Origin of the sequence: Paenibacillus lentus (genome assembly GCF_003931855.1) — a bacterium.
Taxonomy (GTDB): Bacteria; Bacillota; Bacilli; order Paenibacillales; family Paenibacillaceae; genus Fontibacillus; species Fontibacillus lentus.
Genome location: NZ_CP034248.1, coordinates 4,513,106 through 4,527,370 on the forward strand (window position 1 = coordinate 4,513,106; position 14,265 = coordinate 4,527,370).

A 14,265-nucleotide genomic window follows, 5' to 3' on the forward strand; every position below is an offset into this window, starting at 1 on the left:
GTCTATCCCTTTTGAATCATTAACTTGTATTGTACAATAGAATCTTAAACCTTAAAGTTAACTTCAAGTCAAGAGCTTGCTACCTATTTTGAAATTATGGAAGGGAAGATTCGCGATGAGCTACTCTATTAAACAAGTTTCTGAAAAAACCAATTTGCCCAGTCATACTTTGCGCTATTATGAAAAAGAAGGACTGCTGCCGTTCGTGAAGCGCACAGAAGGCGGAATTCGCCGCTTCTCGGACGATGATTTGGACTGGCTCGGACTCATTTGCTGCCTGAAGGAAACGGGCATGCCCATCAAGCAAATTAAAGCTTTCGTAGATTTAAGCATGCAAGGCGCTGATACATTAAAGCAGCGCTGCGAAATGTTAACCGAGCATAAGAAAAGCGTTGAAGCGGAAATCAAAACGATGGAAAAGCATCTGCAAAAAGTATCGAAGAAAATCAACCATTTCACCACACAGTATGAGAAGCACACCCGCCAGTAATTGATTTCCAGCCAAATAAGCTTCATGGAATAGATGAAAAGCATAGTTTTTTACGTATATATTCAATCGTTTAACCACTGATTTCTTTCATCTCTTGTTGCTCTCTAGTAATGAGAGATTTTTCTCCCCTAATCACATAATCCTCCCCCTTCATACAATCTCATCTACCAATTACAATTATAGGTAACTGTTGCCAATAGACTCTTTTTTTGCTGAGATATGGAAAGTCCTTCACACTACACCACTGCCGTTCTGAGCTACCCTGGGATGCTTATCATCTTCTCTCATCCCAGTGATAACTAATATTCGGGACGACTTGCTGATCACTCTATGAAGCTCTATGAAGGAGGTGATAGACTCATAGATTATTTGTTCTGCACACAGCATGTACTATAAAACAATGGGAGAAGAGGTGGATTAAAGTATGACACTGCGAAAAAATTTAATCTCAAAAAGCGGTATCGTGCTTTTAGCGGCTGTTGTAGTTTTATCTGTGTTTTCTTCACTAGCCTACGGGGGACAGAAGGCGGAAGCAGCCTCGGACTACAAAATTATCGGGTACTATCCTTCATGGGGGGCTTATGGAAGGAACTATAACGTCACGGATATCGATGCCAGCAAAGTAACGCATATCAACTATGCGTTTGCGGATATTTGCTGGAATGGAATTCATGGAAATCCAGACCCTACCGGGCCTAATCCGGTTACATGGTCTTGCCAGGACGAAGTCGGTGCGATCAACGTTCCGAATGGCACAATTGTACTGGGCGATCCCTGGATCGATGCCCAGAAGGCGTTCCCTGGCGACACCTGGGATAAACCACTCAAAGGAAATATTGGTCAACTGATTAAACTGAAGCAGGAGAATCCTGGGCTGAAAACAATTATTTCCGTCGGCGGCTGGAGCTGGTCGAACCGCTTCTCCGATGTGGCAGCAAGCGCCGAGACCCGCGAGACTTTCGCCAATTCAGCGGTGGACTTTCTTCGCAAATATCAATTTGACGGGGTAGACCTGGACTGGGAATACCCGGTTAGCGGCGGCCTTGCCGGCAATAGCGTCAGACCCGCCGATAAACAGAACTATACGCTATTGCTGCAAAAAGTCCGTGAGAAGCTTGATGCTGCAGGCGCGCAGGACGGCAAAGCCTACCTGCTGACGATCGCTTCTGGTGCCAGTCCATCGTTTGCGCAAAACACCGAGCTTGCGAACATCGCTGCGATTGTCGACTGGATCAACATTATGACCTATGACTTCAACGGCGGCTGGCAGACCGTCAGTGCGCATAATGCTCCTCTCTACTACGATCCTGCCGCAGCTAGCGCAGGAATACCGAATGCCGCTACATTTAACGGAGCAGCGGGCGTGCAGGGCCATTTGGATGCAGGCGTTCCAGCCAGCAAAATCGTGCTGGGCATGCCGTTCTACGGACGCGGTTGGGCTAACTGCGCTTCTGGCGACAATGGACAGTACCAAAGCTGTTCCGGCGTTTCGAACGGAACATGGGAATCCGGCATTTTCGATTTCAGCGACTTAGAAGCGAATTACATCAACAAGAACGGATACACCCGTCACTGGAACGACATAGCCAAGGTGCCTTACCTTTACAATCCGTCAAGCCGCATTTATATTTCGTATGACGATATCGAATCCTTCGGCCACAAGACCTCCTTCATCAAGGACAAGGGATTAGGCGGAGCGATGTTCTGGGAGTTCAGCGGAGATCGGAACAAGACACTCCTTAATAAGCTGGCGGGCGATTTAAGCACCGGTTCGGGCGGAACAGACACAACGCCGCCGACGACGCCAACGAATCTCCAAGCGACTGAAACAACTTCGTCAAGCGTCAGCCTGGCTTGGAACGCATCAACCGATAATGTTGGGGTAACAGGCTACAAGGTCAGTTATGGTACCAGTGAAGTCAATGTTAACGGAACAAGTGCTACAATCAGCGGACTTACTCCAAATACGGCATATACATTCACTGTGTCGGCACGGGATGCCGCTGGCAATATATCCGCTCCAAGCAGTCCGCTGTCCGTCACGACAAATTCGGGCGCTAACGACACAACGCCGCCGACAGCACCAACGAATCTACAAACGACAGGAAAAACTTCATCGAGCATTAGCCTGTCTTGGACTGCGTCTACCGATAATGTTGGAGTAACAGGCTATACCGTCAGCTATGGCTCCAGCGAACTGAACGTCTCTGAGACGAGTGCCACGATCAGCGGACTTACTCCAAATACGGCATATACGTTCACTGTGACGGCGCGGGATGCGGTCGGTAATATATCGGACAGTGCAGCGATTACGGAGACCACCGAGGCAGACGACCAAAGCGCTGCTCCTTGGGCACCGAATGTTAGCTACAAAGTGAATGATCAGGTTACTTACGAAGGCAAGACGTACTATTGCATCCAGCCCCATACCTCCCTTCCAGGCTGGGAACCGGCAAATGTCCCTGCTTTATGGGGATTACTCTAAAAACAGCAATAAGGGACTGTCCGAAAAGTAATTAATTAATACCCTCCCTAAAAAAACAAACGCCTAAGAATGCTGGTTATACGGCATTCCTGGGCGTTTGCTTTGGGTTCAATTAACTCAAAACGGACTTTCTAGACAGCCCCTTGGTTGTCTGTAAATCGCTCTCTCCAATATTCGGACCGAACTACATCAGAAAGCATTTCCCCTGTTTGCCTTCATTCGCTTCAGCTTCCCGTACAGCCGCGTCAACCTGACACAGCTCAAAGCGCGAACGCGGCGGCAGCAGTGATAGTTTGCCTGCCTGCACTAAAGAAATCAGTTCCCGAAAAGTATCCTGCCAGCCTTGAGCGCTAACTGCCTCATTCCAATGACGCAGATGAAACATAGTTGCCGATGCGTTTGTTCTACGCTTAATTTCAACCCAATTTAAAGAAATTCCTGATAGCAGTCCTAATGTCACGAAAATACCATTTCCCCCTACGCAGCAAGCCAGCTCCGTGCCTGGCTCGCCGCCAACCATATCTACAGCAGCATTCACACCAAGTCCGCCGGTCAACTCCATGATGGTTGGCAGCAAATCAAGCTCGTTCTCATTGATCACCCTCATTGCCCCAAGCCGCAGCAGCTCCTTCGTATGCCGATCATTCCTCGTCACAGCGATGAGCCGAACACCGAAACAACGACTTAACTGGGCAAAAATTCGACCAAGCGAAGAACCGCACGCGTTGACAATGAGAACATCGCCGGGCTTCAGCCCCAATATTTGACGACAAATAACCCAGGCGGTAACCGGGTTAATATATAGCTGGGCCGCCATATCATCCCCGAGGGTATCCGGAATAGCAATCGCCCAAGCTGCTGGCGCCTTAACGAATCGCTGCCATGTGCCCTCTCCCCGCAAGGGCAGTACGCGTTTGCCGATAAGCTCTTGAGGAACGTCCTCGCCCACAGCCTCAACGATGCCGACGCCTTCATACCCTGGAATACCGGGCAGCGAAATTCGATGCGAATAAGCGCCACCAATCGGAATCAGGTCAGATGGGTTAATTGGCCGGGCTGTCATTCGTACAAGCACCTCACCGCGCTGGGGAGCAGTAATGCTCCGCTCCTCAACCTTTAGGACATCACTAGGACTTCCAAAGCGGTAAAAAGTGATATATTGGTTATCCACGCAAATGCCCCTCTCCTCTAAGTATGCAATTCTAATAAATTACACTGGATATTTTTGATAAAATTTATATTTTCTTAATATCTTTTCAATATATAATTAGAATCTCCTGCACGTCCCTGATACTTCATACCATATGTCCAGAACTAAGTTTCTCTTACTGAACAACCTTGGCTGGAGTGAAGCGAACGCCCTAATATTGTAATTTTAGTTAAATAGATGAATAACAGCTGATAGTTGTCGACATACTACAAGGTTTGTGTTATCGTAAAGTAATAAGGCATTTCGCTATACAGCGAAGTGCCTTCACGTATATAAGCATATATTAACAATTAATGTAACCAAGGCGGTGATGTCATGGTGCTCTTTATATCCCCCGCACAGGGGGCGAAATCAATGTTCACGGACGGATAGAGATTTTGGGAGCACAGAATATTATTGTTGAAATATAAGGAGTGTTGTTGTAATGAGAGCATGTTTTGCAGCGGAACTAAGATCACCATTAAATAAGTCGGGACTTAAGCGTCTACGCAGTGAAGGACGTCTTCCAGGCGTTATTATGGGATTAAACAAAGAAAGTGACATGATTCATATTTCATCACATGAGTTTCAACGCTGGTTCAGAAACGGAGGAGCAGGGCTACTGGAGGTTCAAGTTGGAGACTCCAATAAGATCCCGGTACTGCTCGAAGGATTACAGCGGGATGCGATAACACGTGAGTATATTCATGTAGACTTCCTCCGCGTCAGAACGGATGAACTCGTTCGTGCGAGAGTAACGCTTGATTACGTGGGTACCCCTAAAGGTACAAAGCTAGGCGGTATTTTACAAACGCAGAGCACATTCATCGAGGTCGAAGCATTGCCTCAAAATTTACCATCATCCATCACAGTTGATATTAGTGAGTTGGAGATCGGTGACTCACTTCTAGTTGGAAATATTGAACTTCCTCCTGAAGTAACGTTACTGTCTGCAGATAACGAGCTCCTGGTTTCGATAGTTACTCCGAGAATTCAAGCGGAAGATCTCGAGGCTGCGGAAGAATCAGCGGAAGAATAACATAGATAGGCAAGTGATGGCCGCACGCCCAGCATCATGCTGAGCGTGCTGTTATTTTATACACCACAGAGGTTCCAAGAATAATCCCCTTTCAGTATGCCGTAAATCTCAAGGTCGATTACACCTTTGCCCGACCATAGATGAGCTTGCCGTAGCACACCTTCTTTTTTGAATCCATTTTTGAGCAATACTCTTTTTGAAGATTCATTAGATGGCATCACTTCAGCCTGGATGCGATTGATGTCAGCGTTTTCAAAAAGAAACTTTACTAATGTCTCAACCGCTTGCGTGGCAATCCCTTGGCCCCAATACGACTCTGACAAAAAATAACCGATCGTCACCATGTTCACCTTCTGATTAAAATCAAAGGCCTCCAAAATGCCTACCAATTTGCTATCATCCTGCCTTCGGAATATCCCCCATTTCACCCGGGATCGTTTCATAAAATCCCGATCGAAATGTCCGATCATCAATTTCACCGTCTCTTTATTATGCTTGGGAATAATGCCACAATACTTGAACACGTTGTCGTTGCTATAAATGGAATATACCTCATCAAGATGACTAAGCTCGATCTTCTTCATGATCAGGTCGCTGGATGCCAGCACCGGAAATGAGTCAAAAATTTCGTGAAGCTTCATTGCATCTCCCCTTTTCCAACTATAGTACTTAGCTCCAATTATAATCATCGGATGGCGGATCGGCAAAAAAATTTGGTCAAGCCTTGAAGTTTTTCGATCGTTAGACATAAGAAAGAATGGGTATAAAGATAATTAAAGCATCAGCATATCTTTGCGAAAGGGAGGCTACTATGAAACTGACACCCGAGCAGCGAGTAGAATTGCATGAATTCAACAATCTGACTAAGTCTTTAAGCTTCAATATGTACGATGTTTGCTACACCAAAACAAAGGAAGAGCGTCAAGCCTATATTGAATACATCGACGAGCAATACAATTCCGATAGGCTGACTCAGATTCTGATGGCTGTTTCTGATATTATCGGGGCCCATGTACTCAATGTGGCTAAGCAGGATTATGTCCCGCAAGGGGCGAGCGTTACCGTTCTTGTATCCGAAGGTCCTGTCGTGGAAGTACCAACGGAATCTTTTGAGGAATCGCCTGGGCCTTTGCCGGACAATGTAGTATTGCAGCTCGATAAAAGCCACATTACCGTCCATACGTATCCCGAATATCATCCAAATGAAGGAATCAGTACGTTTCGAGCGGATATCGATGTATCGACCTGCGGAGAAATTTCACCGCTCAAGGCGCTCAATTACTTAATCCACTCCTTTGACACAGATATTATGACGATCGATTATCGGGTTCGCGGTTTTACGCGGGACATTAACGGGCATAAGCTGTTTATTGACCACGAAATCAGTTCCATCCAAAATTACATTCCAGATGAGGTCATCGATGCGTACCATATGATTGACGTGAACGTATATCAGGAGCATATTTTCCATACAAAATGCAAGCTGAAGAATTTTGATTTGAATAACTACCTCTTCGGCTATACAAAGGACAAATTGAGCAAAGAGGAACAGGCGGAAATCACCGATCGACTTAAAACCGAAATGGATGAAATTTTCTATGGCAGAAACATCTCATCTTGAAGGACTAAGAGGAACAGGGGGGGCTCTAAATCCCCTGATTCCATCCCATATGCAATTCTTCAGCTAGATACTCCTCATCACTAATTTATTTCCGAAAAATTTCCGGCCCACTGCGAGACCCCTTCATAAATGAATATAAATCTTCGATATTAATCGTAATAATTACAATTAACGAACAATAATATATACCATGCCCGCCCGTTGTCAATCGAGCTTGTCCCCCAAATATAATGAATTTATGTTCTGAACCATGGCCTCCAATAATACTAATTATTGTAATTAAGATAATTCTATGAAATTTTAAGGAGATTGCTATGAACCCAATAACTCAATCCCGTTGGCTTTCTTTGCTGCTTCCCGCAGCCTTTGTGTTGGCCTGCCTTATTGTTGTCGTTCCCTCTCTGCTGGCCTTACCAATAATCGACCTAAATTACATTCACCTGTTCAAAACAAGCTTTATTGGTATTTTACTGGAGGCACTCCCTTTCGTTATCATCGGAGCTTTGCTCTCCTCCCTAGTTCATCTTTACATTTCCGAAAATACGCTAAGTAAATGGATTCCGAAAAATCCAGTCACCGGCATTTTATTCGCTTGTACATTAGGCTTAATATTTCCCGTATGCGAGTGTGGAATGATCCCCCTGATTCGCAAGCTCATTCAAAAAGGCATGCCCGTATACATCGCAGCCGTGTTCATTCTTGCAGGCCCGATCGTGAATCCCGTCGTGTATGGTGCTACCTATATGGCCTTTAGGCTCCATCCTGAAATGGTATATGCCAGAATGGGACTGGCTTTCCTTGTCGCAGCCGTGGTCGGCTGGATGGTATATGCCACTTGGAATGCCAATCCGCTCAGAGATAGATCCCTGTCTCCTCCTGCTGCCCACAAACATAACTGCAAACATAATCATGGGCACGATCTGCAGCACGATAACAATCATAAGCACAACCACAACCACAACCACCAAGAACCCCATCAGCAGCACACTCTTTTGCACAATCCCACCCCCGATACACATCATCACGAGCATTCCCGGCAAGGCGGGAGGGTGACCTCAATATTCGTACACGCGGCTGACGAAGTCTTCGATATGGGAAAATATTTGATCATGGGCTGTCTCATTACTGCGGCCATTCAATCCTTCATTCCAAGAGAAAGCCTGATCGCTATCGGCGGCGGCCCAGTCAGCTCCTATGTTTTCATGATGGGATTCGCGTTTTTATTGTCCCTCTGCTCGACCTCAGATGCTTTTGTAGCTTCCGCGTTTACGCATACGTTTTCTTCCGGTTCCCTGTTAGCCTTCCTCGTATTCGGGCCCATGCTGGATCTCAAAAACGTCCTAATGCTATTATCCGTCTTCCGAATCAAATTCGTGCTCTATTTCGCTTTTCTCATTTGTACCGTCGTGTTTATCGGCTCAGTTATCGTGGGCAAGCTCTACTTGAGTTGATGATGATTTCAATATAAAGGAGGGCTTATTATGAAATATGCTCAAAGGTCCCAGCGTCGACAGCAGCTAGCAAAAGCCTTTATTCTGCTCGCCTTCGCCTTATTTATCGCCCATTTAACCAAGACCGGAGCTCTGCATTATTATATCGCGCCCAAAATGGAGCCCTGGATTCGCTATAGTGCGATCCCATTGGCGATCATGTCCCTGTGCCTCGCCTGCCAAGCCCTGTCGAACAAAGACGCTGCAGCATGTGGCTGTGAACACCATCCCTCAACCTCCAGATTAAAAAATGCCGCTGCCTACACACTATTCCTTTTCCCGCTATTGCTTGGCATGATTTTGCCGGATTACGCCCTGGGAAGCATGGCTGCCGACCAAAAGGGAATGCAGCTCACCTCTCCTGTTTTAAACTCGGAGCATCTGAATGACATCTTTATTTCTCCGGACAAATACAATGAAGAATTCACCGAGCTGGCCAAGAAGTTATATTCCGCCGAGATCATCGAAGTTAAACCGGAAATTTACTCTGAAACAATTGGGGCCATCGAGCTATTCAAGGACAAATTCAAAGGTAAAACCGTAAAATTGAGCGGCTTCGTTTATAATGATCCCAGCCTGGACCATGAGCGCGAGTTTATTGTGGGAAGATTTCTCGTACAGTGCTGCACCGCTGATGCCTATCCCTTTGGGGTGGTCGTGAACTCCGATCAGCCGCTGCCCCGATTCCAGCAGGATGCCTGGATTGAAGTACAAGGCACGCTGCAGACGAAAATCCTTAACGAGAAGGAAATCATCGCCATTACGGCGGACGAATTACGTGAGGTCCCTCGCCCTGACACGCCCTACGTCTATCCGAATGATCATCCACTTGAAGCTTGGGAGTAGACATGAGCGAATGGCCGCTGCTTCGTGACTCGTACTGCACATGACCCTCTCCCCCTATCCATGCAAAAAAGCTGCTGCAATATACACGATGCGTAGATATGCAGCAGCCTTTCATTGTCCCCCTATTAACGTGATTATCGTCTTAAAACTTACCCGAGCACGACACGGTCGTCGGATAGCTTGTGACCACTGATTCTCTCGAATTCGCCAATCAACTCTTCCATGGTCAGCGTCTTCTTCTTTACTTCATTCACATCGAGAATAATGCGGCCTTTGTCCATCATGATGAGGCGATTGCCAAGACGTATAGCCTGCTCCATGTTATGCGTCACCATCAGCGTTGTCAGCTTCATCTCCTCCACGATGCTTTGGGTAAGCTTCGTCACCAACTCGGCCCGAGCCGGGTCAAGCGCGGCGGTGTGCTCATCCAGCAGCAAAATTCGCGGTTGGGTGAAGGTCGCCATCAGCAGACTGAGCGCTTGACGTTCTCCCCCAGACAGCGTGCCAACCTTGGCCCGCAGTCTATTCTCCAGGCCAATGCCCAAACGGCTGAGATGATTGCGGAACATACTGCGCCTTGAGGAATTGATACCAAGACGCAATCCACGTCTTTTGCCCCGTGAGTAGGCCATCGCCAAATTTTCCTCGATCGTCATGTTAGGCGCAGTCCCTGCCATCGGATCCTGGAAGACCCGGCCAATCCAACGGCTTCTTTGATGCTCGATCAAATGGCTGACCTCACTGCCCGCAATGCGGACCTCGCCGACGTCAGGTTTGAGCACTCCAGAGATCATATTCATCAGAGTAGACTTCCCGGCGCCATTACTGCCAACTACAGTAACGAAGTCACCAGGCTGCAAATGTAAGCTGACGTTAGCGAGCGCAATCTTCTCATCCGGCGACCCGGGATGAAACAGCTTAGATACATTCGATAGCTGCAGCATTAACGCCCACCCCCCATACCTACATGTTCACCAAGCGACTCTGTAACCTCTCTTGAACGTTTCCGGCCAAGCGAGCGCTGCTTCGATGCGCGTTGCACGGACGGAAGAACCAAAGCAACGATGACGATCACAGCGGTAATCAGCTTCAAATCCGATGATTCGAACCACGGGACACGCAGAGCGACAGCAACGACCACACGATAGACGATCGCACCTATGATTGCGGCGAGCGTAGCAAAGAATACGGTTCTCGCACCTAGTATCGCTTCACCGATAATGACAGAGGCGAGCCCGATGACGATCATACCAATTCCTGACGTGATATCCGCAAAACCAGACTGCTGGGCAATCAGCGCACCCGACAATGCTACGAGACCATTCGACAAACTTAGTCCAAGAATAATCGTATAATCCGTATGAGCGCCAAAACTGCGAATCATTCGTTGGTTATCGCCAGTGGCTCGAAGCGCCAGACCAAGATCCGTTTTGAAGAACAAATCCAGCAGCAGCTTGATCACAATGACTACAAAAGGCATTAACCACAGCGGGGAGATGAAGCTAAATATCGTTCTCTCGCCAAGCAGCGCGACGTTCGGCTTGCCCAAGATCCGCATATTAATCGAGTACAACGCGATCATCATCAATATCCCTGACAGTAACCCGTTAATGCGGCCTTTCGTATGAAGCAATCCCGTAAACATACCGGCGATAATCCCGCCGAAGCAAGCGAGCAGGGTTGCCGTTACCGGGTCTGCTCCTTTGGTAATCATAACCGCAGCGATGGCGCCGCCTGTCGTAAAGCTTCCATCCACCGTTAGATCTGGAAAATCCAGAATCCGAAAGGTAATATAAACTCCAAGCGCCATCAGCGCGTAGAGCAGGCCGGATTCAAGAGCTCCGATTAACGAGTTGACCATGATGAGTACCTCCTAAATGATTGAAACCACTAGCCTATTCCAGCAAGTTGTTCTCCTTATCGTTAACCATGTCTTTCATAGCATCGGTAACCTCGATTCCTTGCTCGGCGGCTGCCTTAAGGTTCAGAATCAGGTCAAGCTTATCCGGGAAGGTGATCGGCATATCGCCGACTTTCTTGCCTTCCTTTAATACTTCAATAGCCATTTGCCCCACCTGGTAGCCATGATCATAATATTTAAAACCAACTGTGGCAAAAGCCCCCTTCTCTACCGTATCGCGGTCGCTGGAGAAGAACGGGATATCATGCTCATTCGCGATTTGAATGATTGTGCTGACTGCCTCGACAACCGTATTGTCAAGCGTCGTATACAAAGCATCAGCGCGGCCAATCAACGATTCTGCCGCCTGCTTCACTTCAGACGTGTTCGTTACCGGCGCTTTAATCAGCTTGATGCCATGTTTCTCAAGCGCTTTCTCCGCATGACCAGCCATAATGACGGCGTTCGGCTCGCCCTGGTTAATGACGACGCCAACTGTCTTCACATCCTTGAAGTTCTCCGCGATAAAATCCATTAGTTTGACAATGGCTTCGGGGTTCGTGTCGGATGCTCCCGATACATTGCCGCCTGGCTTTTCCAAATTGTCGACCAGTTTGGCATCCAATGGGTCGGTAACGCTGGCGAACAGAATCGGTGAGCTCTTAACCTGACCTACGAGCGCTTGAGCTGGAGGCGTAGCAATCCCCAGAACAAGGTCGTATTTATCTCCGGCAATTTTTTGCGCAATCGTCAGGTTATTGGTTGGATCTCCCTGTGCGTTATTATAATCGAGCTTCAGGTTCTCACCTTCTACGATGCCTGCGTCCTTAAGCGCTGCGAGGAAACCTTCCCGAGTCGCATCGAGAGACGGATGCTCAACGATTTGCGAAATTGCGATTTTATAGCTCTCCTTGCCCGTATCCGCCGGAGCACCTACTTCTGCGTTGCCCTTATTTGACGCAGCCCCGGAGTTGCTGCTGCCGGCATTATTGCTGCCGCAGCCGATCACTGTAACAAGCATAGCAACAATGGCCAATAACACCCCTATTTTCTTTTTCATTTCAATAACCCCTCTCTTCAATAAATAATAGATCCCCATAAAGATTTAGGCCACGAAAGCATGATCTTGCTAACGCTTTCCCATATGAAAGTGATAAAGCGAAAAATCATGACTGGGCTTCTCTTTTTGAAGTAAAGTATTATTCCTATCTTAAATGGAGGTTTATGGTACGTCAATTATTAAATATCGGTCAATTTTCGTTTATCAAGTTCGGTTATACGTAAAAAAGGACTGCCCGCTTATTTTGTAGAATAAGCTGCAGTCCTCCTCCAAAAATCCATGCGCGAAGCACAGATTGTTGCACCTAAACAATTAATCGCGAATTACTGTAATCCAGCCTTCAGCGTCCACATGCACCTTCGCCCCTAAAGCTTCAGCGATAAAACGCAGCGGTACATACGCCTTGCCGTCTTCATGAATGAATGCCGGTTCGGATAATGTTACGGCCTTCCCGCCTACCTTCGCTTGCTTGGAATCAACAGTCAGCACGATTTCCTCTAGAGTAATATCGTCGATGATCGTAGCCGTTTTCGTTTCCTTATTCCATTTGATTTCAGCGTCCAACTCAACGGACATATAACGAAGCGGTACAAAGCTGGTACCATTCTTCTTGATTACTTCATAATAATCTCCCGGATAACCGACCAACACATATTTGGAAGTGATCTGCATTTGTTCGGTCAGCAGTTTGTGAATGATTGAACCCGGCTCAAAATTGCGCAGCATCTGTCCCGGAGTAATCTCCTCATCGGCAACTTCCAGTTTGCCCGCGCTCAAATTCACTTGATCTATAGCTACATTTCCGCCAACATTCCACATTTCGGATTCACTGCGCACCGTGAATGATTTAATAGGTACGCCTTCACTTTGAGGAATTGCTACCGTAAATTCCATGTTCTGCTTGCGCGTGTTCAGGCTGCTATCGAAATACAAGTCCATTTTCAACACAGTGTCCTTACCAAGAACGGTATTCAGTTCAGGCATTTCTTCGAACAAAGCATCAACTTTTTGGTCGTATTCCTTCAGTACCTCGGCCAGCGATTCTTGTACTACTCCATACATTGCCGCAACGGCAAATTCTTTGGAGGAAGCTGGGCTGTCGCCAGACGCATCACTTCCAAATGTACCGGTAAGAATCGGATAGAAGGTATCATAGAATACCCCGATAAGCTCCTTCAAACCCTCTTCGTCTTTCGCCGCATTCGTTATAAACGGCTTCACTAGCTTCACCAGCTCGTCACCACGGATTTCCACATGCAGCTGTGTCAGGCTAAGCGATTCATCGTTAACTTTCTCCTGCACTTTCTTCACAGAAATCGTGGATGGATTCGGCATATGCTTCAACAGAAATCCGGCAGCCTTAACGCCGAACTCTTGCGCCTGCTCATTGTATTGCTCCAAGTCAATATAATCTAAAGACGCATCCTCTAGAGATATGTACAGCGGCTGCTTCGCCCCTTCAAGCTGAATGGCCATCCCTTTCTTGTCCATGGAGATATGATATGGCAGCTTCTCTCCGGAGTAATCGACCGAACCTTTGATCGACATCGTAGAAGCATCCTGAATTTTAGCATGGTCAACAATTAAAGAAACTGAATTGATCAGATCAATAATTTCCTTATCTTCTGCAGATACCTTATCCGCTGGTACGACTTCAATCGAAACCGATTGTCTGGATTCACTGGCTTGGACTTCCAAGTTGCTCAACAAAGCTTTGTTGATATCGAATCCCCCTACCGCCTGACATCCTGTAAGGAAGACTAGCAGCAACACTAGTGGCAGCGATAGCCATTTACTCATTTTTTTCAAAATAACATTACCTCCTCTATAATTATATATTCTATTATCCTGTATCCCTCTCACCTTGTAAATAAGAGAAAACAATGAGTTGACATGTGTTGGCACAACAGCTGCAGCTTCATATATGCTATAATGACATCGAAACATCAACCACAACACAATTGAAGAAGATCCATGCAACACTGCATGCGAGAGGTTCGTGAACTCCCTCTATAAAAAACTACCGGCGCTCTGCGCTTGTTTGCCGTGCCCTTTTGAGGACTCGGTATGTTTTTTCATAGTGTTCCAGTTCAAGAACTCTCTTTCTTCTATGTAAACGGTGCGCCTCGCACCCTTTATCTAAAT

The 14,265-nt window shown here is 46.9% G+C and carries 12 protein-coding genes; 6 read left to right on the top strand and 6 right to left on the bottom strand.

Translation table 11 applies throughout. From position 1 onward, the window contains the following. Window positions 1–115 precede the first annotated feature (115 nt). The gene (locus EIM92_RS20480) at window positions 116–490 is read left to right on the top strand and encodes a MerR family transcriptional regulator (protein WP_125084414.1); all 375 of its coding nucleotides are present in this window, start codon (window positions 116–118) and stop codon (window positions 488–490) included. Window positions 491–914: 424 nt separating this feature from the next. Then, a complete protein-coding gene (locus EIM92_RS20485; protein ID WP_125084415.1) occupies window positions 915–2,975 on the top strand; it encodes a glycosyl hydrolase family 18 protein in 2,061 nt (686 codons plus the stop codon). Window positions 2,976–3,159: 184 nt separating this feature from the next. Here EIM92_RS20485 and EIM92_RS20490 read toward each other — a convergent pair whose 3' ends face one another. Beyond that, the gene (locus EIM92_RS20490) at window positions 3,160–4,146 is read right to left on the bottom strand and encodes a zinc-dependent alcohol dehydrogenase family protein (RefSeq protein WP_164515165.1); all 987 of its coding nucleotides are present in this window, start codon (window positions 4,144–4,146) and stop codon (window positions 3,160–3,162) included. A gap of 463 nt (window positions 4,147–4,609) precedes the next feature. Between EIM92_RS20490 and EIM92_RS20495 the strand changes: the two genes are divergently transcribed. Beyond that, complete coding sequence (locus EIM92_RS20495; RefSeq protein ID WP_125084417.1) at window positions 4,610–5,203, top strand: 50S ribosomal protein L25; 594 nt, start codon at window positions 4,610–4,612, stop codon at window positions 5,201–5,203. A 56-nt stretch (window positions 5,204–5,259) separates the two neighbouring features. On the opposite strand, the gene EIM92_RS20500 is transcribed toward EIM92_RS20495, so the two are convergent. Continuing rightward, window positions 5,260–5,844, bottom strand: a complete 585-nt coding sequence (locus EIM92_RS20500) for a GNAT family N-acetyltransferase (RefSeq protein ID WP_125084418.1) — start codon at window positions 5,842–5,844, stop codon at window positions 5,260–5,262. Window positions 5,845–6,014: 170 nt separating this feature from the next. Here EIM92_RS20500 and speD point away from each other — a divergent pair, with 170 nt between their 5' ends. The 3 genes from speD to EIM92_RS20515 all read left to right on the top strand — a co-directional run bounded on the left by speD (window position 6,015) and on the right by EIM92_RS20515 (window position 9,160). Further along, complete coding sequence (gene speD / locus EIM92_RS20505) at window positions 6,015–6,824, top strand: adenosylmethionine decarboxylase (RefSeq protein ID WP_125084419.1); 810 nt, start codon at window positions 6,015–6,017, stop codon at window positions 6,822–6,824. 314 nt (window positions 6,825–7,138) lie between these two features. Beyond that, complete coding sequence (locus tag EIM92_RS20510; RefSeq protein WP_125084420.1) at window positions 7,139–8,275, top strand: permease; 1,137 nt, start codon at window positions 7,139–7,141, stop codon at window positions 8,273–8,275. A gap of 30 nt (window positions 8,276–8,305) precedes the next feature. Continuing rightward, window positions 8,306–9,160 carry a TIGR03943 family putative permease subunit gene (locus EIM92_RS20515; RefSeq protein ID WP_125084421.1) on the top strand — a complete coding sequence of 285 codons (855 nt, stop codon included), beginning with the start codon at window positions 8,306–8,308 and terminating at the stop codon, window positions 9,158–9,160. A gap of 149 nt (window positions 9,161–9,309) precedes the next feature. Here the strand turns inward: EIM92_RS20515 and EIM92_RS20520 are convergent, their stop codons facing one another. The 4 genes from EIM92_RS20520 to EIM92_RS20535 form a co-directional block, all read right to left on the bottom strand. Next, on the bottom strand, window positions 9,310–10,104 hold the full coding sequence (locus EIM92_RS20520; RefSeq protein WP_125084422.1) for an ABC transporter ATP-binding protein: 795 nt from the start codon (window positions 10,102–10,104) through the stop codon (window positions 9,310–9,312). Continuing rightward, window positions 10,104–11,021 (bottom strand): ABC transporter permease, encoded by a 918-nt coding sequence (locus EIM92_RS20525; protein ID WP_125084423.1) that lies wholly within the window; start codon window positions 11,019–11,021, stop codon window positions 10,104–10,106. The genes EIM92_RS20520 and EIM92_RS20525 overlap by 1 nt, the downstream gene beginning before the upstream one ends. 34 nt (window positions 11,022–11,055) lie before the next feature. Next, window positions 11,056–12,120: an ABC transporter substrate-binding protein gene (locus tag EIM92_RS20530; protein WP_125084424.1), complete on the bottom strand. Its 1,065-nt coding sequence runs from the start codon at window positions 12,118–12,120 to the stop codon at window positions 11,056–11,058. Between the two features lie 312 nt (window positions 12,121–12,432). Then, window positions 12,433–13,920, bottom strand: coding sequence for a copper amine oxidase N-terminal domain-containing protein (locus EIM92_RS20535; protein WP_246021458.1), 1,488 nt, complete (start codon window positions 13,918–13,920; stop codon window positions 12,433–12,435). Window positions 13,921–14,265: the final 345 nt, after the last annotated feature.

What these genes read in the sequence shown, in the direction of transcription:
- EIM92_RS20480 (WP_125084414.1), top strand. Translation starts at nt 116, where the DNA reads ATGAGCTACTCTATTAAACAAGTTTCTGAAAAAACCAATTTGCCCAGT.
- EIM92_RS20485 (WP_125084415.1), top strand. Translation starts at nt 915, where the DNA reads ATGACACTGCGAAAAAATTTAATCTCAAAAAGCGGTATCGTGCTTTTA.
- EIM92_RS20495 (WP_125084417.1), top strand. Translation starts at nt 4,610, where the DNA reads ATGAGAGCATGTTTTGCAGCGGAACTAAGATCACCATTAAATAAGTCG.
- EIM92_RS20500 (WP_125084418.1), bottom strand. Translation starts at nt 5,844, where the DNA reads ATGAAGCTTCACGAAATTTTTGACTCATTTCCGGTGCTGGCATCCAGC.
- speD (WP_125084419.1), top strand. Translation starts at nt 6,015, where the DNA reads ATGAAACTGACACCCGAGCAGCGAGTAGAATTGCATGAATTCAACAAT.
- EIM92_RS20510 (WP_125084420.1), top strand. Translation starts at nt 7,139, where the DNA reads ATGAACCCAATAACTCAATCCCGTTGGCTTTCTTTGCTGCTTCCCGCA.
- EIM92_RS20515 (WP_125084421.1), top strand. Translation starts at nt 8,306, where the DNA reads ATGAAATATGCTCAAAGGTCCCAGCGTCGACAGCAGCTAGCAAAAGCC.
- EIM92_RS20520 (WP_125084422.1), bottom strand. Translation starts at nt 10,104, where the DNA reads ATGCTGCAGCTATCGAATGTATCTAAGCTGTTTCATCCCGGGTCGCCG.
- EIM92_RS20525 (WP_125084423.1), bottom strand. Translation starts at nt 11,021, where the DNA reads ATGGTCAACTCGTTAATCGGAGCTCTTGAATCCGGCCTGCTCTACGCG.
- EIM92_RS20530 (WP_125084424.1), bottom strand. Translation starts at nt 12,120, where the DNA reads ATGAAAAAGAAAATAGGGGTGTTATTGGCCATTGTTGCTATGCTTGTT.
- EIM92_RS20535 (WP_246021458.1), bottom strand. Translation starts at nt 13,920, where the DNA reads ATGAGTAAATGGCTATCGCTGCCACTAGTGTTGCTGCTAGTCTTCCTT.